This is a genomic window from Gimesia benthica (assembly GCF_009720525.1).
GTDB classification, from domain to species: Bacteria; Planctomycetota; Planctomycetia; order Planctomycetales; family Planctomycetaceae; genus Gimesia; species Gimesia benthica.
In genome coordinates, this window is record NZ_CP043930.1 from 2,005,247 (window position 1) to 2,027,779 (window position 22,533).

Sequence of the window (22,533 nt, forward strand, 5' to 3'; positions counted from 1 at the left end):
TGTTCTCATTTTTTAAAAATCTTTATTATCAAATAATCACTTCAGTGTAACCTCGGCAGAGAGGCGTAATCAATCCAGTGATGCGTCATTCACTTTCAATTTTGCGACACCGGAACTCAGTAATGCAGAACCGTACCGCCCCCCAGGTGGCGATATTCATAGAAACGTCCAAAACTTTCGGTAGAGAAATCCTGCAGGGAATCTCCAGCTATTCGCGGACCCATGGGCCCTGGTCTGTCTACATTGATGAATGGGGACCAGAGACGTCGTTACCTGACTGGCTGAATGGCTGGGAGGGAGATGGCATCATTGCCCGCGTCCGTTCACGTCAGATGGCAGAGCGACTGTCAGCGGCCAATGTCCCCGTAGTCGACACTCTGCAGCAGATCCCCAACCTGGGTCTGCCCGGCGTTTACTCTGATGATACAGCTCTGGCCCGGATTGCCTTCGAACATTTACAGGATAGGCACCTCAGAAATTTTGCCTTTGTGGGTGTTGAACGGGCCAACTGGTCTCTTCGTCGGCAACAGGCATTTGCTGAACAGGCAGCGCGACAGGGTGCCAGTTGTGAAATTTACTCCCCGCTTTCCCGCAGAAGATTCGTGGAGAGTTGGAACGGAGGACAAGAGGATCTGGGCGACTGGCTGGAATCGCTTCCAAAGCCGGTCGGACTGATGGCAGCTCATGATCTGCGGGCGCTCTGTGTCCTGGATGCCTGCCGCCGGCGTAATATCGCGGTACCGGAACAGGTGGCTGTCGTGGGAGTGGACGATGACGATGTCTTCTGTGAGGCAGTTGACCCACCTCTGACCAGCATCGCCCATCAGGCCAAAGCGGTAGGTTACCAGGCTGCAGCGCTGCTTGATCGCCTGATGAAAGGAGAACAGACCGAAGATTCAACAATCCTGGTCCCTCCCCGCCTGCTGATTCCCCGCCGCTCCACTGATACCATCGCCGTCGATGACCCCGCAATCGCAGCAGCACTCGAATTTATCAGGCACAATGCGTGTGGGAAAATCAGTGTTTCACTGATTGCCCGCCACGTCAATCTGGCACGGCGTTCCCTGGAACGTCGCTTTACCAGACTGGTGGGAAAAACGCCGCACCAGATCATCGCGGAAGAACGTCTCCGGCGCGCCAGACAATTGCTGATTGACACTGATTTCACGCTCGAACAGATTGCAGCCATGTCTGGATTCTCCAGTGCCGCCTACCTGAGTGTGATCATCAGGCAGCATGAGGACTGTACTCCGACCGAGTTTCGAATGAAGGCGCAACATTAGAAGGAATCTGCTTCATCTCATCATTGCTTTAAAAGAATCAGAAATTTGATTAGAGAAATTCTAACTGGAATAAGATCAATGATAGTCGATAAGAGGCTATTGACGCCTCAAATACTTACCCATAAAATGGCCGGATTCCATCTCATACATCAGGGCTAAAAATGGCGCACAGCAATCTGCAAGAAGAGCTAAAAAAGAAACAACCTTTCGATTCTCTGGAACAGGCAGCCATTTTAAATATCCTGCGAACCAGCGATATTTTTCATAACCAGTTCGGTAAGCTGTTCCGGGAATTTGGCTTAACCCCTTCTCAGTATAATGTTTTACGCATTCTACGCGGAGAAGGTAAACCCATGCCTTCACTGGAAATTGCCGGTCGAATGGTACAGGTCGTTCCCGCCATCACCGGATTACTGGACCGACTGCAGGCTCAGGATCTGGTCAAACGCAAACGCTGCACGGAAGACCGGCGTGTGGTTTACATTGAAATCACACCGAAAGCACTCAAACTGCTCAAGCAGATCGATGAGCCGGATCTCGAATTGCACCGCAAATTGATCGGCCATTTGAGTAAAAATGAACTGAATGAGCTGTCCCGGCTTCTCGAGAAGGCCCGAACCTCGTTGGTTCCCGCCAACTAGAATTCAAATGACCTGCTTTGCAGTTCGTGGATTTAAGCGGCCGTCACTATCCAGGCAATGTCAAATCTCCTGAATTAACATTCGAGCCTCGCCAGATTTTTTCTCACATCTCGAAACGGTCCTCCCCCCTAAACAATGCGTGAGTCAGGAGTTCCGTACTTACTAAGCACGCTATGCATAGCCGATGCCTGCACAAGTTTTGACTTTTTTGCCAATAATCTGAATTCTCTGAATCAGATCTCTTTTTTAAAGGTAGTTATATTATCACGGGGAAGGTATGCGCCAGTTCTGGCGATCATATTCAGAGATTTTGATGAACTCCAGATAATACCGGATTGTCTGATTACTACTGGATAATTTTATTCCATTCCTTAAGCAGTTTGAGTACATTGAATAATGTATCTCTGATACATCTGCCTTCCTGAACTTAGTTGACTCCCTGCAATAACCAATCGATTGCAATCAGCGTTTGACCACTGTTATTGCTGAGGTTGTAAGGTGATCGGTAAGGAACGCCATCAAATGAACTACGGCACTGAATGGCCTTCGACACATATAACGCTGCTGAACCGTGTCCGCCTGCATACGGATGCGGAGGCGTGGCGGGAGTTTGTAAAAATCTACGGCCCCCTGATCTACAATTACTGCCGAAAAAAACGGCTGAATGACGCCGATGCCGAGGATGTCTGCCAGGAAGTCTTTCGCCAGATCAGCACATCCCTGAACTCATTTGAGTACAACAGAAAGCTGGGCCGTTTTCGTTCCTGGCTGGGTACCGTCACCTACCACGAAATCTGCCGGTTCTGGAAAAAGAACCAGCGGGTTCAACACCAGACGGGAAAAAGCGAACTGGAAGAGTTTATCAACAAACACCCGGGAGAAATCGATGGTGTCTGGTCTGATGAATTCTGCAGTCATATCTATGAAACCGCATTGCAGACAATCCGCCCGCAATTTGATGAAAAAACCTGGCGCGCGTTTGAACTCACCTGGATTCAGGATTCCCCTACCAAAGCAGCGGCGGTAGAATTGGACGTTGATCCGAACTGGATTTACAAAGCCAAGTTCCTGGTTCAACAGAAACTGAAAGAGGAAATCAAACGTCTTTCCTTTGACAGCGTCGTATTCCAGAAGTAAGCAGATCTTGAGTTCTTCATGGAAAATTGCCTCTCGGATAATCAAATCCACCAATATCTGGTACATGACCTGAATGGCGAAGATTTACAGCGCTATTCTGAGCACCTCAATGAGTGCGGCAGTTGCCAGAAACGAATTGAGATCCAGTCAGAAGACGATGAGCTCAAAGTCTGGCATAACCGTCATCGGCAACAGACCCTGGATGAGCCTGTAGAGAAGCACGCTTTTACCGACGATCGGATCGACAAACTTTTTCGCTCCACATTTTCTTCCATCCACAACCCCGGCACCTCCGATAATAAGACAGCCGAACAATCGGCTGACATCGCAGCCTCTACATCGACACTGCCCGATGAAGCCCCCATCAGAACCATTGGGAATTACCATCTCATTGAACAGATTGGGAAAGGAGGCATGGGAGCCGTCTACCGTGCCACACATTCACATCTGAAAAAACAGGTCGTTGTGAAACTGATCCTGAATAATCGCGTCGATGACGAGACTCAGGTTCAACGGTTTTACCGGGAAATGGAAGTAATCGGCAGCCTGGATCATGCCAACATTGTCAAAGCTACCGATGCAGGAGAGATCGACGGGACCTGCTTTCTGGTGATGGAATACCTGGACGGCCACGATGTCAAATCCATCCTGAATGCGGAAAAAAAGATCCCTCTCTCATCCGCTTGTTACATCCTGAGACAGGTGGCAAATGGCCTGCAGTACATCCACAACCATCAGTTAATCCACAGGGACATCAAACCCTCCAACCTGTTTCTGACCACCGACGGGCAGGTCAAGATTCTTGACCTCGGACTGGCCGGATTGAAACAGGGGGAATGCAGCGACCTGACCGATAGTAACTGCATTATGGGCAGCGTCTATTACATGGCCCCGGAGCAGGCACAAAACGTCAAAAACATTGACCAGCGCGCAGACATTTACAGTCTGGGCTGCGCTTTCTATCAGATGCTCACTGGCCGGCCCCCATTCAAGAAGACATCGCAACTCGAAACGATTATCGCGCATCGCGAGACACCACCGCCACATCTGCGAGTTCCCATTCCGAACATCCCCCCTGAAATTGAAGATCTTTTTCAGTCCATGATGAAAAAAGATCCGGAAGAACGGATTCAGACTATGGCAGAAGTTGTGGAGATCCTCGACCACTTTCTGTATCAGCGATCGGAGCTACCACTCAGCGAATCTTCGGAAACCCGGTTCACCGAGTCTCAGGAACTGAAACAATTATGTACGAACGCAAGGCTCTCCCCTGCAATCGAAGCACTGCAACAAACGGCGACGACTCAATACAGTCAGTTGGGAGAATCCGCCCCTCTCCGAAAGAGAATGGTCAGTTCATCTATTTTCATCGCCTGTGCATTGGGAATGGCTGGTGCGATGATCTGGTTGAATAATCCCAAAATAGCAGACAACCAAACCATACAAACAGCCGGTATATCTACAGGGATTCAGTCCGTTATCAATCCGGAACTGGAAAGAAAAGCTGCAGTCTGGTTCCTCAAACATCGCTGCGAGCTACTGATCTCAGGTGAAAATACCCCCATCAGTCAAGTTGAATCGCTCCCTGATCGTGATTTTTCCATCATAGGAATTGATTTCAAACCCCAGCCCATCACTCCCGAACTGCTGGCTCCTCTCAAAAATCTCTCAAGACTCGAGGCACTCAATATGTATGACTGCCGGATCACTACCGGCTCACTACAGTCACTGGAAAATATGGGCTCTCTCTTGAAACTGGACCTGCATAATACAGGAATTACTGATGCTGACCTGGCAGTCGTCAGCAGCCTGAAAAATCTAACCAATCTCTCAATTCATAAAAATCCGAAATTAACTGATCAGGGATTACAACATCTCAGTGCCCTGCAGAACCTGGAATCAGTCAATCTGGCACGCTTAAATACTTCCGACAAAGGTCTGCAGTTTCTGCAAACAAATCCCGCTCTGAACTGGTTGAACCTGGAAGACACCAAAACCTCTGACGCCTCAGTCCCTGCCCTCAAAACGCTCCAAAGCATGGATAAGCTATACCTGAAAAATTCCAATGTTACAGAACAGGGTTTTCAGGAAATAAAAAACAGTCTGCAAAATGCAAGAGTTCTTTCATATTGAATTTCATCTCCCGCATCGCCTTGTTCAGATAAAAGTCGCACACCGCTACTCGGCACAAGACCACCAGCCCGCCTTCCAATCTGAAATCCATATCTTGACCCTCCGGTCCCCTTCTGAATACTTCAACCTGGTTTGTGTTTTCAGATTCTAATTCAAAAGGGCTAAATCGATGGTAGGTAATGCAGTCTGGCCAAAATCTGCGCGCGTAGAACGATTGGAAAATCAGACAAAGTTCCAGGCAGATCCCGAACAGAGTCTGGTCAGCATCGTAATTGCAGCGCGGAACAATGGACCATTTCTGGCAGAAGCAATTGAGTCTGCATTAAATCAAAGTGTGGATTGTGAAGTCATCTATGTTGACGACTGCAGTTTTGACAACTCCCTCATAATTGCCGGTCAATACCAGGATCGGGGGCTACAGGTGATTCGCTCGCAGTTTCACCGGGGGGTTTGTGAAGCACGGAATCGCGGTGCCTCATTTGCCAAAGGAGATTATCTGTTATTCCTGGACGGTGATGACGTTCTGCAGGCAGACTATGTCCAGAAGCATCTGGACGCCATCACTCCCGAGACTCCCTTCATATATGGTTCTGCCGAAGCTTTTGGCGCTTTTACAACATTCTGGGATGCGCCCGAATGGGACGACGGACGCCTGTGGTTACGAAATTTTGTGAACACCTCTGCTTTGTGGAATCGCCACGCGTTCGAAACCGCCGGCGGATGGCGTAACAAAATCAATACCATGTGGGACTGGGACCTGGCCCTCCGCGGTGCGCGCCTGGGTACACCAGCGAAAAGTCAGGCTGTGCTGCTCTACCGCCAACACCCCGGATCCTGGTCTGCCAACATTCAAACCAAAAAAGAGGAACGCCAGGAATCGATGCTCCCCCGTATAAGACAGATCTGCACCCGTCTCAGTGTAGGATCGATCATCAGCGGCCGCCTGGTCGACTACTTTCCCCAGTGGATGTCAGCGGTTGCTCAGGCGGTCAAACTGATCAATACACAGGAACCGGTTGAACTGGTTCTACTGGACAACTCCAATAACCCACGCACACTCGAACAAATCAGAAGAGAAGCCTACCGCTATCTCAATATTTTTGAGTCAATCAGAGTCGTGCCACATCCGGTTAAATATCACCACACGACTGAGCGTGACAGAAGAAACAAGGTGGCCCAGTTCATGGCCCATGCCTGCAATCGACTCAAGGCAGAAATGAAAGGTGAGATCCACTGGATCATTGAAGATGATATTCTGGTCCCCCTCGAAGCAGGAAAAGAGCTAACTGAAAATCTGATGACTGGCTGGGTCCCGCCGAATGCAGTCTCAGGCTGTTACCGCAGTCGGCATGTCGAGTCACAGTTTGTCGGCGGCTATTTTGATGAGGAACATGTTGTCAAAGCTTTTAAAGAACTGGGCGACAAAATCACGTCGGTCGACTATTGTGGTACAGGTTGCCTCATGTACTGGAAAGATCGCACGCCTAAATACTGGCGTAGCCACTACCGAGATTCGCCTGCCCATGACTGGGCCTGGTGCGCGCAGCTCAAGCGTGAAAATGGTGAAATATTGATGCTCCCCTCAGTGCACTGCGGACACGTTCAGACGCCGGAGAACATTCTCTATTGAGCATCTCTAATACGGCCGAGGAAATAAGAGGACGAAATAGAAAAACACGAGCTCACAACACAAAATAGGAAGCAGGCACTAGTCCCCTACGATGTGTGCTTAGTAAGCAAGTGAGCCCGTGTCTTTCGTGATTAGTTCATTTTGTTTTCACAAAAATGAATAACACCCTCTACTGTCATATAGGAATGTAACCGGACAATCTTCCGGAAAATGATCATAAAATTGGAAGGTTTTTCTGAAATAAGCAGAAAACTGTTCTTACGAACCCTACAGGTTTATTTGAACACAAACCGCTCCTGTCTGTCAATAACGAATCAAATACAGTCTGGGATCAATAATTTTCCCAACGTAAATACAATAATATAAACACTTTTCTCAACTTCCACCATAGCGTCTAATTTTACAGACATCGACTCTCGCCTCGGTTGCGATTCTCTAATCCGATCTGATTTGTCATTCACGCACGAAAAAATATACATATTGCCATATATATTTTTATTTACACTTTTCAATATTGAATTCTTTGAAAGTGAATTACGTCCCAGCTTTTTATTTGACAATATATTGTTAACAATTTACAAAAGACAACCTATGGTGCGGTGCATTTTAGATGCAGATCACTGCCAACAAGCTCTGCTCTCAAGAGTCATAGCCCAGACTAGAACCTCTGTTTCGGTTAGCAGGTACAATATATGAATGATTTACAGTTAGTCAGAGGTCTCGGCGAGCAGATCGTTGAGCGACTCAGAGAAGACATCTTTGCTGGTAGAATCGCGGAGGGGGAACGACTGCGGGAAACCGAACTCGCCAGACGGTTTTCAGTCAGTCGCGGTCCGATTCGTGAAGCCATTCAACAGTTAACCTGGGAAGGTGTTCTGGAAACGGACCGCAACAGGGGAGCGATGGTGGCAACGTCTGCACCTGATGAAATTACCGAACTCATTATTCCACTCCGCTGCACGATCGAAAAATATGCCGTCCGACTGTTCTTTGATCAGCTCACAGCGGAAGATTTTCAGGTCTGGGAAAACATCCTGCTGAAGATGAAGCAGGCATGCGAAGCCCGCGATTTCGCCCTGATTTCAGAGCATGACATCGCATTTCACCGCTCCCTGGTAACAAGCTCACAGTCCCCAGACCTGTTGGCAATCTGGTCTGCCATCGTTTCACGAGTTAGACGGCATTTTCGCGAAGCACATTTGAACTACAAGAATCCATTACAGATCTACGAAGAGCATCTGCCGATCATCGAAGCATTCAAAAACCAGAGCCTGACAGAGGCGCTGCAAATCATCGAAAATCATATTGAGTAGATCAAATGAATTACATGATGAAACAATCTCCGAAATTGCCGCACTTCATACTGTTGATCTGCCTGTCTCTGCTCAGTGTCTTTGCGAACGAAAGTCGTGCAGAATCGGAGAAACAGCAACAGGTGGAGCGGGTTCGATTTTTTGAAGAACATGTACGGCCCCTGCTCCTCAAACATTGCATCGATTGCCATGGCCCCAAAAAACAATTTGCAGAACTCCGCCTCGATTCGCGTGAGAATCTGCTCAAAGGAGGGGAAAGTGGTCCGGCAATCGTCGTAAATCAACCTGATGACAGTCTGCTGATTTCCGCCGTCAAACGGGAATCATTGGAGATGCCCCCCGATCAAACACTCTCTTCTGATGAAATCAAAGTTCTCACAACGTGGATTGAACAGGGAGCAGTCTGGCCTGATTCCGCCAGGCTGGCTGACACGAAATCAGTCGATTTCTCCCGGCACTGGTCCTTTCAACCCATTCAGAACCCGCCACGACCTGTCGTCAAGAATATCAGTTGGCCTCAGAACGACATCGATTATTTCATCCTTGCCCGGCTCGAAGCAGAACAGCTCTCCCCCTCCCCCCCAGCCGCTCCCGCTACTCTCCTCAGACGCATGCACTGGGATCTGACAGGTCTGCTCCCCACTTACAGTGAGATCGAAACTTTTACCAATTCCTTCAGCCCCGCAGTATCTCAGGCCACAGTAGACAAATTACTGGACTCTCCCCATTACGGCGAACGCTGGGGCAGACACTGGCTCGACCTCGCCCGCTATGCAGACACCAAAGGTTACGTCTTTTTTGAAAAGCCCACCTTTCACAATGCATTCACCTACCGTGACTATGTCATCGAGAGCTTCAACCAGGATAAGCCGTTCAACCAGTTTGTCCTCGAACAACTGGCGGCAGACTATCTGACCGATGAGTTACCCCACGAAACTTTAGCGGCCCTCGGTTTCATCACCGTTGGCCCCCGCTTCAAAAATGATACCCACGATATTATTTCAGACCGCATTGACGTCGTCACCCGCGGATTTCTCGGTTTAACCGTCGGCTGTGCACGCTGTCACGATCATAAATATGACCCCATCAGCATCGAAGACTATTACTCGCTCTATGGGGTCTTTCGAAATTCGCTACAGCCCATTGATCTCCCCTTCCGCGATCAGGATTCTCTCTCTCCTCAACTGGCCGAACAGGCGCAGAAGATTCAGCAGACAGCTCAGGAACTGAATCAGCTCTATCAGCAGAAACATCAGAAAGTTCTCGAGGACACGCATCAGCGACTTGCCGAATATCTGACCGTGGCCCAGTCCCAGAGAAACGGTCCGGACACCGTCAAATTTGATGTGATCGTCGACGGCGATGACCTCAATCCCGAAGTCCTGCTGCTCTGGCAGGAATTCCTGGACCTTTCCGAGAAAAATGAGGATCCCGTATTCTCGCTCTGGCACAAACTCGCAAAACTTCCTGCCACCAACTTTCAGCCTCAAGCCCTCAAGTTGCTGCAGCACTCAGTCCAGAACCAGAAAACGAGCCCAACGGAACACCTGATCGCAGACCATTTGCTGAAACAGCATCCGCAGACATTCGATGACGTCATTCGCGGCTATGCAAGTCTGTTCAAACAGATTGACCAGGCATGGGACACACGAATCGTGACGGCTGCCAGACCAGGGCAACAGAAAACCTCCCAGCCGTTTCCTGAAGCTAAAACAGACGTTTTGAAGGCCTTTTACAGCCCGCACTCCCCGCTGGTCATGCCCCTGCACGGCTACACGGTGCTGCGACTCTTCCCGGATCGAAAACAACAGCAGAAAGTCAAAGAACTGAACGACGCCCTCGATCAGGCCCGCGCTGCAGCGCCCGCGGAACTCGCTCAGATGCTGGCACTCCAGGATGCGAAACAGATCATCGAACCCCGCGTCTTCAAACGCGGCAACCCCGGCATGCCGGCCCAGGCAATCTCCCGCCGTTATCTGCAGTTCTTTGATCAGGTCTCAGCAGAGCCTTTCACTGAAGGCAGCGGGAGACTCGAACTGGCACAGGCCATTATTTCGCCTGAGAATCCACTGACTGCCCGCGTGATCGTCAATCGTGTCTGGCAGCATCATTTCGGCCAGGGGCTCGTCTCCACCCCCAGTGATTTCGGTATTCAGGGCGCTAAACCCAGCCACCCCGAATTGCTCGATCATCTGGCCCGCTGGTTCATGCAGCACGACTGGTCTATCAAACAACTTCACCGCTATATCATGTCCTCCGCCACGTATCAGCAGCAGAGCCGCTCCAACGTTGCCGGCGAGAAACGAGATCCCGCCAACAAACTTCTCTGGCGCATGAATCGCAGACGGCAGGATTTCGAAACGATGCGCGATACCCTGCTGCAGGTCAGCCACCAGCTCAATCTGACAGTGGGAGGCAAATCCGTCCGAGGCATCGCAGCCACTGCCAACAAACGCAGAACCTTATATACGTTCATCGATCGTCAGAACGTTCCCGGACTGCTGCGTACGTTTGACTTCCCTTCACCAGATGTCAGCAGCGGTGCGCGGAATTCCACCTCGGTTCCCGGGCAGTCCCTGTTCCTCATGAACCATCCCCTCGTATTGAATGCCGCCCGCATTCTGGGAGAACAGGCACACAAGTCACCAGATTCCCAGGCAGGCATCCGGCAATTATTTCAGTCAATTCTGCAACGTGAGCCAACTCCAGATGAATTACAGGCAATGCAGCAATTCCTGGAATCAGACCAGGTCGAATCTCCGCCGGCACCTGTAATCGCAGAATGGGAATACGGCTACGGAGCCTACGACGAAAAAACAGAGACCCTGTCCAATTTCAAATCACTGCCCTTTTGGAACGGAAAACAGTACCAGGGCGGGAACAAGCTCCCCGATCCCAAAATCGGCTGGGTCTTCCTCGACAACACCGGAGGCCATCCCGGGAATGACATGCGACATGTCGCCGTCATCCGCTGGCGAGCCCCCGAGACAATGACTGTCTCCCTGCACGGCAAACTGTCCCATGAACTCCCCCAGGGTAATGGGGTCCGGGGTCGCGTGCTCATCGCGGGTAAGAAAGTCCTCGGTCCCTGGACACTCCACCAGAAATCGGTCGACACCAACCTTGAGAAGATCCAGCTCAAACAAGGTCAGACTATCGATTTCGTGGTCGACATCGCCGGACAGCTCGGCTTCGACTCCTTTGTCTGGTCTCCCGAAATCAAAACACAATCACTGGCGCTCACGGCTGCCTCCGGTGAAAAAACAGAGCAGACACCAGCACGCCAGTGGAACTACTCCCGGGATTTCAGAAAACCGGAACCGGTCCGGATTAGCCCCTGGCAAAGCCTGGCACAGATTCTTCTGTTATCCAACGAATTTCAGTTTATCGATTAAAGCGGTACGATCATGCATCAGTTCAGCCACAACCCGTTTCTGACACGACGCGAAATGCTGACCCGCTCCGGCATGGGGATGGGCATGCTCGCTCTGGCAGGTCTGACCTCACAGGAAAACCTGCAGGCAGCAAAGCAGACCGCATCCGTCACGCGTCACCATCCCGCCCGGGCCAAACAGGTCGTACATCTGTTTATGAACGGCGGCCCCTCCCACGTCGATACTTTCGACCCCAAGCCGCTGCTGAAGAAATTTCATGGCAAACCACTGCCTAACCCCAACCTACCCACAGAACGCAAGACCGCCGGTGCCCTGGGGTCTCCCTTTCAGTTCCACAAATTTGGTGAATCCGGCATCGAAGTCAGTGAACTCTTCCAGAAAACAGCCGCCCACATCGACGACATGTGCGTCATCCGTTCCATGCAGTCTGATATTCCCAATCATGAGCCTTCACTGTTACTCATGAACTGTGGCGACAACGCCCTGCCCCGCCCCAGTTTTGGATCCTGGGTCAATTATGGTCTGGGAACACTCAATGAAAATCTGCCCGGCTTCGTCGTGCTTTGCCCCAACGGCTTTCCCGTCGTCGGCCCCAAAAACTGGCGATCCGCTTTTCTGCCGGGCTCATTCCAGGGAACTCATCTGGACACGAAAGAGACCGACGTCACCCGCCTCATTGAAAACATTAACAACCCACAGACACCGGAACGCCAGCGACGTCAGCTCAATCTGCTACAACAGTTCAACCAGCGGCACCTCGCAGAGCGCGGACACGATCCCCTGCTCGAAGCCCGCATCCAATCCTTCGAACTCGCTTATCGCATGCAGTTCGCTGCTTCGGATGTGCTTGACCTCTCCAAAGAACCGAAGCACATTCACGAAATGTACGGCGAAGGTCTCCAGGGCCGCCAGTTACTGATGACACGCCGCCTGCTCGAACAGGGAGTCCGTTTCATCCAGGTCTGGCACAGTGGCGGACAGGAATGGGATCATCACAGTGGAATCGAAAAGAATCTGAAACGCCTCTGCGGGCAGTGGGACCAGCCCATCGCCGCATTCCTGCAGGATCTCAAGCAGCGGGGCATGCTCGATTCCACACTCGTGCTCTGGGGAGGCGAATTCGGCCGTACCCCGGTCGCGGAGCTCCCCGCGATGAATGGACGCGATCACAATCATTACGGTTTCAGCATGTGGATGGCCGGCGGTGGCGTCCGAGGAGGCCACGTACATGGCGCCACCGATGAAACCGGCTTCGCGGCCGCTGAAAACAAGGTTCACGTGCACGACCTGCACGCCACCATGCTGCACCTGCTCGGTATCGATCATGAACGGCTCACCTACCGTTACGCAGGTCGCGACTTCCGTCTGACCGATGTTCACGGACGCGTCGTCAAAGAAATTATCTCATAACACAAGCATCCATTTTAAGAATCATTCTCCTTTCAGTTAAGGCATCTCATCTCCATGAAAATCGAACAAATCGTCTGCCAAATCCTCCGCTCGGGTTCCGTCACCAATAAAACCGCCAGCTGCCAGGATTCGGTTCTGGTCCGCATCAAAACCGACAACGGCCTGGAAGGAATCGGCGAAGCGGACTCCTCACCCGAAGTGGTCAAAGCCATCATCGACGCCCCTTACAGCCACAACGTGGCCTGCGGATTAAGAGAGCTCCTGATCGGCGAAAACCCGCTGGAAACAGAACGCCTCTGGCAGAAAATGTATCGCCACACTATGTACTTCGGCCGCACCGGTGTCACCATCACCGCGATGGCCGCGATCGACATGGCCCTCTGGGACCTCAAAGGCAAACACTTCGGCGAACCGATTCATCGCCTGCTCGGCGGCGCCCATCACAGTGAATTCCGTGCCTACGCTTCAATCCTGTTCGGCAAAGATGGCCAGGAAACCTGCGACATCGCCCAGCGCTGGATCGAAAACGGTTACACCGCAGTTAAGTTCGGCTGGGAACCGATGGGAGAGTCGGAGGCACTCGACATCGAACTGGTAGCGGGAGCCCGTGAAGGCATGGGAGACGGCACTCTGCTCATCGACGCCGGCTGTGTCTGGGATGCCAGAACCGCTCTGCAGCGGGCCAACGCCTTCGCCGATTACAATATCGGCTGGCTTGAAGAACCGCTCTTCCCTCATAATGTCGCCGGTTATGCCTGGCTCAAAGATCGCTCCCCCGTCCCCATCGCTGCCGGCGAAGAAGAATGCGGACGTGAATCCTTCGGTCCCTACATTGAACAGCGGGCCCTTGATGTCTACCAGATCGACCTCGCCCGTAACGGCTTCACAGAAGCCTCCTATCTGAAACAGCGGATTTCCGACATTGGTGCCCGTCCCTGCAATCACTGTTACACCAGCCCCATCACCGTCGCTGCCTCGCTGCACTGGCTGGCCACCTGCAAAGATGCCTTCATCTTTGAAGACTGCGTCGAAGACGAACCGATCCGCAACGAACTGACCTACGAAAAAGTCCAGGCCGAAAACGGCATTATTCAGGTTCCCGATCAACCGGGGCTTGGCGTCACGCTCAATGAAGAATTCGTTGCCGCTCATATTGTTTCAGAATCGAAATAGTGTCCACCCCTCACACTTCCCCAGCCCAGACTGAGACCACAACATGACACAAACTCCCATTCGTACGAAGATCGACTTTGAACAGCCCGGTACTCAATGGAGCACGCTCAATATCCCCTTCTCTTATAACTTGAGCGGCTGGTCACAACTGCAGATCCCCATCGCCACCATGGCCAACGGCGACGGCCCCACCGTGCTCCTCATGGCCGGTAATCATGGAGATGAATACCCCGGCCCCATCGCCATTATGAAACTGATGAAAACCCTGCAGCTGGAACAGATTTCCGGTCGCATCATCTTCATCCCCGCGATCAACATCCCCGCTGCCAAAGCAGCCACGCGACTCTCCCCCCTGGATGGCAAAAACCTCAACCGCTGTTTTCCTGGAAACGCGGAAGGTACCGTCACCGAAATCATGGCCCACTACCTCACTACGGAGATCTTTCCCCGGGTCGATGTCGTCATCGACCTGCACACCGGCGGTCGGGGCGTTTACTTTTATCCCTGTGCCCACCTGCACCTGGTCGATGATCTCGAACAGCGCCGCCGCATGGCTCAGGCCACGCTCGCCTACAACACCGATTTCGCATTCCTCTATGCCGACATCGCCGGCAAAGGGCTGCTGCCTGTTGAAGCCGAAAACATGGGAAAAACCGTCGTCACGACCGAAATGGGTGGAGGCGAAGTGACTCCGGCCAGCGTGCACCGCACGACTCAGTCCGGTTTGCACAATGTCCTGATCCACCTCAAGGTCCTGCAGGGAGAGGAACAGAGCCGCGCTGACCTCGGCCTGGCTCCCACCCGCTGGATTCAGGCTCTCGACGCCGACGACTATATGTTCGCTCCCGAGTCCGGCCTGTTCGAAAGTTTCGTCGATGTGGGAGCCGACGTCTCAGCGGGACAGCCCCTGGGAGGACTCTACTTCCTCGAACGCCCGGACCGCGAGCCGACGATTATCGAAGCTCCCTCGGATGGCATCGCGATCGCCCACCGTGGCCCCACCTTAACCAGCCAGGGGGACATCCTCTTCTGTCTGGCCCATGATGTGGATCCTGCTGTCCTGAAAACGTTCGAATAACCTCCTGTTTCTCCACCACCGGGAAGACATACATGACGGGTCTGGACTGGTTCATTGTCTTTTTACTGAACGGCGCTGTAATCGCCTTTGGCTTTTACCTCGCCCGCAGTACGAAATCCAGCAGCGACTGGTTTCTCGGCGGACGCTCGCTCCCCTGGTGGGGGCTGGGGCTCTCGATTTTTGCCACCAGTGTCGACAACGCCGACGCCGTCTCACTCACCGGTTACGCATACAACCACGGCATGCACATTATTACCGCATTCACCCTCGCCAGTGTCTGCGGTGCGGTTCTGGCATCGTTCGTCGTGGTCCCGGTCCTGTATCGCGGCGGCTTCTACACCAACGCCGAATACCTGGAGACCCGCTTTGACAAATCCATTCGCGTATTCAGCGCCCTGATTCAGATCCAGTACCGCACCAGTATGCTCGGCCTGATGATCTGGTCTATTTATCTCATGCTGCAGGGACTCCTCGATTTCACTCCCACGCAATGCTGGACGCTCATCGCGCTACTGGTCATCTTCACCGCCGCCTATACCACCTGGGGCGGACTCACCTCCGTCGTCTGGACCGATGCCCTGCAGAGCCTGATCATGATGGCCGGCGGCATCACCATATTCTACGCCGTCTGGTCCGCCACTGGCGGCTGGTCTACGATAGTCGATAACCTCTCGCAGTCCACCGACGCCAATGGACAACCGCTAATTAACTGGCTACACATCGGCCAGTTCCAGGATGCCAAATCCACCTCCCCCTATCTGATCGTCATGGGCTGGACTATCATCGGCATGGGTTACTACACCGTCAATCACACGCAGACCATGCGGCTCATGGGAGCCCGCTCACTCTGGGATATGAAAATGGCCGCCCTCTTCGGCTGCCTGTTGATCATGCCCATCATGATCGGCACCACCTTGATGGGAGTCATGGGCCGCGTCCTGGTTCCCGAATTCACTACTCACTCTGGAGCCGACCAGTTATTACCGCACTTCGCTAATCAGTATCTCGCTCCCGGTTTTAAGGGTCTTGTTGTCGCCGGCATTCTATCCGCTGCCATCAGTACTTTCGATTCCATTGGATCCGCCCTTTCGGCCCTGTTCACCCGCGACATATACGCCCGCTGGATCAAAACCGACGCCACGGAAGCCCATTACCTGAAAGCCACCCGCTGGGCGACCATCGGAATTCTACTGATGGGCTTCCTTTACATTCCTTTCATCGCCCGTTATGACAACATGATTCAGGCCTTCCGCACATTGATTCCTGTGTTTGTGACACCATTATTTACCGTTTATATTGTAGGCGTTCTGACTCGCGTCCCGCGTCAAAGTGGGCTGGTCGGCCTCTGTGCCGGCTCCCTGTTCGGCCTGATTGGATTCATCGACCGCGTGCTGGTTGACGAACCGCTGTTCAGCCCCTGGTTGACGGAAGTCTGGTACGCGTTCCCCTGCTCAATGATCATCACCACACTGGCCATGCTCGCGGCCACCCTCAAATGGGGCTGGCTCAAGCCGGATCAGCAACTGGAACTGCAGACACCCGCCTCACCGGAAAAACATAACTGGCTCTCCGAAAGCCGCCAGGAACTGCTGGCCGTCAAAGAGTCACCCTTTTATAAGCCGGTTCCCCAATACCTCAACCCCAACTGGTACGCGATTCTATTAATCGCCTTCTCCTGCTGGATCATCTTTGGACTCTTCTGGTAATCCGCCACTACAGGAAAATACTCGGGACTTCCCCATGCAACACTGCCTCAGACTATCGTGGATCCCCCTGCTGATTGCCTCATTGGTCCCCCCGGGGCATGCCGCTGATCCGCCCCCACAGAAACCAGCGCCCCTCGACATCGAATTCACCGCTCGTTGTGATCAGACGACACAGCGTTACATCTTGCTGCTCCCGGAACAGTTCTCACCGGATAAGCCCCACTCGCTGCTCATCGCCCTGCACGGACACGGTTCCGACCGCTGGCAGTTTGTCAAAGATCCCCGGGGGGAATGCCGGGCGGCTCGCGACATCGCCCGCAAGTACAACCTGATCTACGTCTCCCCCGATTACCGGGCCCGCACCTCCTGGATGGGCCCCCAGGCAGAAGCCGACCTGCAACAGATCATCGAGGAACTGCAGTCGAAATATCAAATCGACCAGGTCTTCCTCTGTGGCGGCTCGATGGGTGGCTCGTCCAGCCTGACCTTCGCGGCCCTGCATCCGGAACTCATCTCCGGCGTCGCCGCCATGAACCCCACCGCCAATCATCTGGAGTACAACAATTTTCAGCCCGCGATCCAGGGCTCCTTCGGGGGCACCAAGCAGCAGATCCCGGAAGAATTTAAAAAGCGGAGTGCCGAATACTGGCCCGAAAAACTGACGATGCCCCTCAGTATCTCGGTCGGTGGAAAAGACACCAGCGTCCCCCCGGACAGTGCCCGCCGACTGATCAATATCTTGAAACAACTCAACCGAGAAGTCCTGCTGATCGACCGTCCGCATGAAGGCCACAAGACCAGCTATGACGACAGCCGCGCGATCCTGGAATTCATCATCCAGCGGGCCAATAGCAAGAAAGAAAAACCGGCGAAGTAATCTCCGGTCACTGACCAATCTGGGTTTCGCTGCGCAACATGTTACCGCGGTTCAACAGCTCTTCAGTCGGCACCACCACTTTGGGCTGCAGCTGATAAGTGAACTCGTGCCGGTTCGTGACTTCAAAGGGCAGCAGGTTATCCGTCACCGCGTCCAGTGGCATCCACTGATACCAGGGCGTCCGCACCTTCTGCATCACCGACTGTGTTTCATAGCCATCTTTGGTCAGCGTGATTTCGCGAGTCCCGTAATAGGTAAAATCCATCGAGACCGGCGTATAACCGATTTCTTCCCCATCCACTTTGACCAGCGCCCCGGACGGAACCGAGCGAATTGTCATCCGGCGATGCACGCACCCGGTCTGCACCGCTGCCAGCAGCAGTAACAGCGCAAACAGCGATCCACGCTTCACATCAACCGATGCTAATCTGAATCGCGGCACAGCGGCTCTCGCAGGGAGTGTATTGACAGGGTCAGACATGGACCTTGAGACGAAACTTTCGACAGGACAACGTTTGTAGACAGATTCAGGAGGAATTCCTGAATGAAGAGCGGGATTCTACTTTTCTTCCCCAATCCTGCCAAGACAAATTTTGATAGTTCTTAATACAGACATTTCCTGTAAGCCATTATTTTAATAACACTTACAGAAACACTGTTTCGACAGTAAAATAATCGAAATCCGCGAACCTCGCCCCTCGACTCTGTTTCTAAACGGTCAGCAGGCCCGTTGAATCGCACTTTTAGCGAATATCGGCAATTTTTTTTGAGACAAAGCCGGGGAAGTGCCCCGGTTATCTTGAATTTCTCACGCGGTCGTGCGATAAAGTGCTCATAACTATTAAGTTATCGATTGTCGAGCCCCATGTCGACCGTCGAAAATAACATCGGGACGTAGCGCAGCCTGGTAGCGCGCTACACTGGGGGTGTAGAGGTCGCAGGTTCAAATCCTGTCGTCCCGACTTCGTTTCATAAAAAGCTCAACGTCGTTCTGGCGGTGAGCTTTTTTTACGTATTCATCCGATCTGATCTTGATTCCCTCTGATTTGAAAAGTGCCTTTGATTCCTGGCATTGAATTTATAACAACCGATATCTGAATTAAGCTTCATTTTTTTCAAAATAGTACCCCGCTGCTAAAGCTTGAGAGAACGATTTGGCAGAATAGGATAATTCCTTTGTCAGAAGAACGCGAAACCCTCACAATGAACAGTGACAGACGCAGGTATGTATGACTCCGAAACGTATGGGAGTGAGTGCCTCACGACTGCAATTCACGATCCTCCGTCCAATGCTCGTGAAAGGTAAAAATATGAATCCATTTCGTCTGTTAGTCATGTCCATCTCCTGCTCAGTTTTTCTTTCGGCTTGTAACACCCGAGAGAGCCAGAATACACAGCAAATCACACTGAGCAATATCAAGTTCCTGGTACCTGCCAATTTAACCGTAAGCAATGCTGAAGAATTGGAAAATGGAGCGGTGTTCGAAATTGAAGGCATATGGGGTGAATTGAGAAATAATCAACTGGTTGTCATGGGCAAGAGCTATGGCGAAGTCAATGCTGGCGACGAGGTACTGTTTAAACCAGATGGAACTTTTCTGGTCAATGGCTCTCCATCAGAGTCAACTGGCCTCGCCGATAGTGCAGTTATGAAAAACGGGGTGCTTTATTTTTTCCCTGGTCGAGCTATAAAGGAATCAACAAACGACGGTGGAACTCATTTTGTTGAACTGCCTGGAGGCGCAACCTATGAATTAACGAATAGTGGTATCATTATTGAAGGACATGAGTACGGTCCTTTTTCATCCAAGACCGTTGTAAAAATTGATCCAGATGGTTCAGTTGCTTTCAATCCCTGAACCTGCCAATCCATCGAACAATGAATTGATCTGGGCAACGAAGACAGGCTTTCGCCGCCGCTCTATCGCGATTGACAACTCACACAACAGCCGGCCGCGGTCAATTCCGCCAGGCTGTTGTTCTTTTATGCAGGCGCACCAATACGTCAACCGGAATCACGCCCTACCCTCAGTCGACCTGCTGCGTTTTCATACACTCCACACTCAGATCTGGAAAGTCCGTGCACACATCATCCACGCCGGCCTGGTTGAATAACGCTTCATGCAGCGCGGCCACTATTGCGTGCGCCGCCCTCGCCCTCCTCTTGATGAAAGCTCGGCTTTTTGTCTTTGGTGAATGGTCTCCATACTCAGCCTCTCCTCATGAATTTTTCATCGTAAGCACAGTTTTGCAGACAGACAAAGTCGGCATCCACTATTCTCGTGCCCCCTGAGAGCTCCCTTCTGCCCACCATTGTCTGAACAGACTGAACTTGATCCGCACTTTCCGAATCGTATTGTTGTGTAATTCTGCTTCGCGCGCGAGGCGGATAATGCGTGCACCGAAACACCGCGCACAAGTCACTCAGCTTCACCTGAATCGCCGTCGATTTTTCCAGCTTTTCAGTGGAACATTCCGAACCGGTTCGTTTTATCTCGTACATTTTCAAATCATTTCGGAGCATATTCAGAGCACATTCAAACGAACTCGCAGGAACCTCAGAGGCATTCACAGATAACACAAAGCAAAATCCCTCTTGACCTCCCCGCGCCCTTCCTCAAAATCAAAACCGACCTGGCACTTCTCAGACAAAAACAACATTGATCGAGAAACCAGCAGAAGATTTCGTGTCTTTCGTGCATTTCGTGGTAGTAAACCGCAGCATAAAGGCTTGTTGCAAAGAAATAGACATCCTACACATCGGCCCCAGCCAGTACAGATGAAAATAAACGGTCTCAATGGAAGAAATCTCATGATGGCCCACAGGACTCCCCAGCCACTTGATCAGACAATACAAACACAGACCTTTCATGCTTTTCGTTCCATTCGTGGTTTAAAAATCTCCTGCCTGGTTTGTCAATCACTAACCAAAACAGGTAAGCTTTATCAGAGAGCGCATGAATCAGCTCGCGATGTTTACCGCTCTCACTCACAACGCGCACCCAAAATCAAACGAATTCAAATATCGAAAGTCAATACAATGCAGAAACGCACACTCGGCAGTAACCTTGAAGTCTCCGCCCTGGGACTGGGCTGCATGGGCCTCAGCTTTGGCTACGGCCCCGCCGTCGAAGACCAGGATGGCATTGACCTGCTGCGTGCCGCCGTCGATCAAGGCGTGACCTTCTTTGACACCGCCGAAGTCTACGGTGCCTTCACCAACGAGGAACTGCTCGGCAAGGCCCTCTCTCCCGTCCGCGAACAGGTCGTCATCGCCACCAAGTTCGGCTTCGCCATCGACGACCAGGGCGTACAGACCGGCCTCGACAGCCGCCCCACACATATTCGAGACGTCGTCGAAGCTTCGCTCAAACGCCTGCAGACCGACTACATCGACCTGCTCTATCAGCACCGCGTCGATCCGGAAGTCCCCATCGAAGACGTCGCCGGCACCGTCAAGGAACTGATCGCAGAGGGCAAAGTCAAACACTTTGGTCTCTCGGAAGCAGGCGTCGATGTCATCCGTCGCGCCCACGCCGTCCAGCCGGTCGCCGCCCTGCAGAGCGAATACTCCCTCTGGTGGCGCGAACCCGAAGAAGCCATCCTCCCCACCCTCGAAGAGCTGGGCATCGGCTTCGTCCCCTTCAGCCCCCTGGGCAAAGGCTTCCTCACCGGCGAGATCGACGAATCGACCACTTTCGCCAGCGGTGACTTCCGTAACAAAGTCCCCCGCTTCGCCGAAGAAAACCGTAAAGCGAATCTGGCGCTCGTCGACCTGCTGGGTCAGATCGCCCAGCGGAAACAGGCCACGCCGGCTCAAATCGCCCTGGCCTGGATCCTGGCCCAGAAACCGTGGATCGTCCCCATCCCGGGCACGACTAAATTACACCGCCTTGAGGAGAACATCGCTGCTGCAGACATCGAACTCACAGCCGGCGATCTCGCCGAAATCGACAGCGCCCTCGCTGAGATCGATGTATTAGGCGAACGCTACCCCGAAGCAGCCATGAAAATGATCAATCGTTGAATGACCAGACCATGCGGATAACCAGATCACTGCTGCTCATCCAGTCCATTGTCTGCCTCATTGGTCTGAATCTGCAGGCAGAACCTGCTCCCCCACTACGCAAACCCGATCTGGTCGTCCCCCTCTGGCAGGGAGAACCCCCTCAGTTTCAACGGGGTGCCCCCGCCGAGATTTTCGATCCGCGAGGCAAATTCACCAATGTCACGCGTCCCGAAATCGCAGTCTTTTCGTCCGATCCTGACAGGAATACAGGGATGGCCATCATCGTCTGTGCCGGCGGCGGCTACGGTTCACTGGACTGGAAAACGCACGTCATCTACGCGGCTGACGTCTTTAATCCGAAAGGCGTCACCATCATCGGTCTGAAATACCGGACCCGCCCCCCTTTCAAAGGGACGAACTCGGAAATCCAGGCCCTGACCCTGCTCGATGCGAAGCGGGCCGTGCGTCTGGTGCGGCACCGTGCCAAAGCATGGAACATCAACCCGCACCAGATTGGCATCGCCGGTTACTCTGCAGGCGGCAACCTGGCCATGAATCTGGCAGCGAATTTCGACGCCGGTACTCCCGACGCCACCGATCCCATCGACCGCGAAAGCAGTCGCCCCGACTTCGCCATCGGCCTGGCCACCTGGCACTGACGCCAGACAAAATCGCCGTTTCAATTTTCCAGTAATACGCCGCCGGTCTTCCTCGTCCATGCCACCAATGACGGCATCAAGGGAGGCGC

The 22,533-nt window shown here is 52.5% G+C and carries 16 protein-coding genes and 1 tRNA gene; 16 read left to right on the forward strand and 1 reads right to left on the reverse strand.

The window, feature by feature from the left end:
* The first annotated feature begins 122 nt into the window (after positions 1–122).
* From F1728_RS07580 to F1728_RS07635, 12 genes are all read left to right on the forward strand, one after another.
* Positions 123–1,283, forward strand: a complete 1,161-nt coding sequence (locus F1728_RS07580) for an AraC family transcriptional regulator (RefSeq protein WP_194242729.1) — start codon at positions 123–125, stop codon at positions 1,281–1,283.
* A 161-nt stretch (positions 1,284–1,444) separates the two neighbouring features.
* Positions 1,445–1,924, forward strand: a complete 480-nt coding sequence (locus F1728_RS07585) for a MarR family winged helix-turn-helix transcriptional regulator (protein ID WP_155363607.1) — start codon at positions 1,445–1,447, stop codon at positions 1,922–1,924.
* Between the two features lie 522 nt (positions 1,925–2,446).
* Positions 2,447–3,061 carry an RNA polymerase sigma factor gene (locus tag F1728_RS07590; RefSeq protein ID WP_155363608.1) on the forward strand — a complete coding sequence of 205 codons (615 nt, stop codon included), beginning with the start codon at positions 2,447–2,449 and terminating at the stop codon, positions 3,059–3,061.
* Between the two features lie 18 nt (positions 3,062–3,079).
* Positions 3,080–5,194: a protein kinase domain-containing protein gene (locus tag F1728_RS07595; protein ID WP_155363609.1), complete on the forward strand. Its 2,115-nt coding sequence runs from the start codon at positions 3,080–3,082 to the stop codon at positions 5,192–5,194.
* Positions 5,195–5,363: 169 nt separating this feature from the next.
* Positions 5,364–6,824: a glycosyltransferase family 2 protein gene (locus tag F1728_RS07600; RefSeq protein WP_155363610.1), complete on the forward strand. Its 1,461-nt coding sequence runs from the start codon at positions 5,364–5,366 to the stop codon at positions 6,822–6,824.
* Between the two features lie 692 nt (positions 6,825–7,516).
* Entirely contained in the window at positions 7,517–8,137 is a 621-nt protein-coding gene (locus F1728_RS07605; RefSeq protein WP_155363611.1) for a GntR family transcriptional regulator, read from the forward strand.
* Between the two features lie 14 nt (positions 8,138–8,151).
* Positions 8,152–11,532, forward strand: coding sequence for a PSD1 and planctomycete cytochrome C domain-containing protein (locus F1728_RS07610; protein WP_194242730.1), 3,381 nt, complete (start codon positions 8,152–8,154; stop codon positions 11,530–11,532).
* A 12-nt stretch (positions 11,533–11,544) separates the two neighbouring features.
* A complete protein-coding gene (locus F1728_RS07615) occupies positions 11,545–12,942 on the forward strand; it encodes a DUF1501 domain-containing protein (protein WP_155363613.1) in 1,398 nt (465 codons plus the stop codon).
* A gap of 54 nt (positions 12,943–12,996) precedes the next feature.
* Positions 12,997–14,115 carry a mandelate racemase/muconate lactonizing enzyme family protein gene (locus F1728_RS07620; protein ID WP_155363614.1) on the forward strand — a complete coding sequence of 373 codons (1,119 nt, stop codon included), beginning with the start codon at positions 12,997–12,999 and terminating at the stop codon, positions 14,113–14,115.
* 43 nt (positions 14,116–14,158) lie between these two features.
* Positions 14,159–15,193 carry a succinylglutamate desuccinylase/aspartoacylase family protein gene (locus tag F1728_RS07625; protein WP_155363615.1) on the forward strand — a complete coding sequence of 345 codons (1,035 nt, stop codon included), beginning with the start codon at positions 14,159–14,161 and terminating at the stop codon, positions 15,191–15,193.
* A 32-nt stretch (positions 15,194–15,225) separates the two neighbouring features.
* Entirely contained in the window at positions 15,226–16,899 is a 1,674-nt protein-coding gene (locus tag F1728_RS07630) for a sodium:solute symporter family transporter (RefSeq protein ID WP_155363616.1), read from the forward strand.
* A 34-nt stretch (positions 16,900–16,933) separates the two neighbouring features.
* Positions 16,934–17,776 (forward strand): alpha/beta fold hydrolase, encoded by an 843-nt coding sequence (locus F1728_RS07635; protein ID WP_155363617.1) that lies wholly within the window; start codon positions 16,934–16,936, stop codon positions 17,774–17,776.
* Positions 17,777–17,783: 7 nt separating this feature from the next.
* On the opposite strand, the gene F1728_RS07640 is transcribed toward F1728_RS07635, so the two are convergent.
* Complete coding sequence (locus F1728_RS07640; protein ID WP_228030545.1) at positions 17,784–18,218, reverse strand: PEGA domain-containing protein; 435 nt, start codon at positions 18,216–18,218, stop codon at positions 17,784–17,786.
* Between the two features lie 446 nt (positions 18,219–18,664).
* Here F1728_RS07640 and F1728_RS07645 point away from each other — a divergent pair.
* The 4 genes from F1728_RS07645 to F1728_RS07660 all read left to right on the forward strand — a co-directional run bounded on the left by F1728_RS07645 (position 18,665) and on the right by F1728_RS07660 (position 22,444).
* A tRNA-Pro gene (locus tag F1728_RS07645) sits at positions 18,665–18,738 on the forward strand.
* A gap of 348 nt (positions 18,739–19,086) precedes the next feature.
* Positions 19,087–19,635, forward strand: a complete 549-nt coding sequence (locus F1728_RS07650) for a hypothetical protein (protein WP_155363619.1) — start codon at positions 19,087–19,089, stop codon at positions 19,633–19,635.
* A gap of 1,181 nt (positions 19,636–20,816) precedes the next feature.
* Positions 20,817–21,803: an aldo/keto reductase gene (locus tag F1728_RS07655; protein ID WP_155363620.1), complete on the forward strand. Its 987-nt coding sequence runs from the start codon at positions 20,817–20,819 to the stop codon at positions 21,801–21,803.
* A gap of 11 nt (positions 21,804–21,814) precedes the next feature.
* Positions 21,815–22,444 (forward strand): alpha/beta hydrolase, encoded by a 630-nt coding sequence (locus tag F1728_RS07660; protein ID WP_155363621.1) that lies wholly within the window; start codon positions 21,815–21,817, stop codon positions 22,442–22,444.
* The last annotated feature ends 89 nt before the right edge of the window (positions 22,445–22,533 follow it).

What these genes read in the sequence shown, in the direction of transcription:
- F1728_RS07615 (WP_155363613.1), top strand. Translation starts at nt 11,545, where the DNA reads ATGCATCAGTTCAGCCACAACCCGTTTCTGACACGACGCGAAATGCTG.
- F1728_RS07635 (WP_155363617.1), top strand. Translation starts at nt 16,934, where the DNA reads ATGCAACACTGCCTCAGACTATCGTGGATCCCCCTGCTGATTGCCTCA.
- F1728_RS07595 (WP_155363609.1), top strand. Translation starts at nt 3,080, where the DNA reads ATGGAAAATTGCCTCTCGGATAATCAAATCCACCAATATCTGGTACAT.
- F1728_RS07580 (WP_194242729.1), top strand. Translation starts at nt 123, where the DNA reads ATGCAGAACCGTACCGCCCCCCAGGTGGCGATATTCATAGAAACGTCC.
- F1728_RS07655 (WP_155363620.1), top strand. Translation starts at nt 20,817, where the DNA reads ATGCAGAAACGCACACTCGGCAGTAACCTTGAAGTCTCCGCCCTGGGA.
- F1728_RS07590 (WP_155363608.1), top strand. Translation starts at nt 2,447, where the DNA reads ATGAACTACGGCACTGAATGGCCTTCGACACATATAACGCTGCTGAAC.
- F1728_RS07610 (WP_194242730.1), top strand. Translation starts at nt 8,152, where the DNA reads ATGATGAAACAATCTCCGAAATTGCCGCACTTCATACTGTTGATCTGC.
- F1728_RS07620 (WP_155363614.1), top strand. Translation starts at nt 12,997, where the DNA reads ATGAAAATCGAACAAATCGTCTGCCAAATCCTCCGCTCGGGTTCCGTC.
- F1728_RS07600 (WP_155363610.1), top strand. Translation starts at nt 5,364, where the DNA reads ATGGTAGGTAATGCAGTCTGGCCAAAATCTGCGCGCGTAGAACGATTG.
- F1728_RS07630 (WP_155363616.1), top strand. Translation starts at nt 15,226, where the DNA reads ATGACGGGTCTGGACTGGTTCATTGTCTTTTTACTGAACGGCGCTGTA.
- F1728_RS07625 (WP_155363615.1), top strand. Translation starts at nt 14,159, where the DNA reads ATGACACAAACTCCCATTCGTACGAAGATCGACTTTGAACAGCCCGGT.
- F1728_RS07605 (WP_155363611.1), top strand. Translation starts at nt 7,517, where the DNA reads ATGAATGATTTACAGTTAGTCAGAGGTCTCGGCGAGCAGATCGTTGAG.
- F1728_RS07650 (WP_155363619.1), top strand. Translation starts at nt 19,087, where the DNA reads ATGAATCCATTTCGTCTGTTAGTCATGTCCATCTCCTGCTCAGTTTTT.
- F1728_RS07585 (WP_155363607.1), top strand. Translation starts at nt 1,445, where the DNA reads ATGGCGCACAGCAATCTGCAAGAAGAGCTAAAAAAGAAACAACCTTTC.
- F1728_RS07660 (WP_155363621.1), top strand. Translation starts at nt 21,815, where the DNA reads ATGCGGATAACCAGATCACTGCTGCTCATCCAGTCCATTGTCTGCCTC.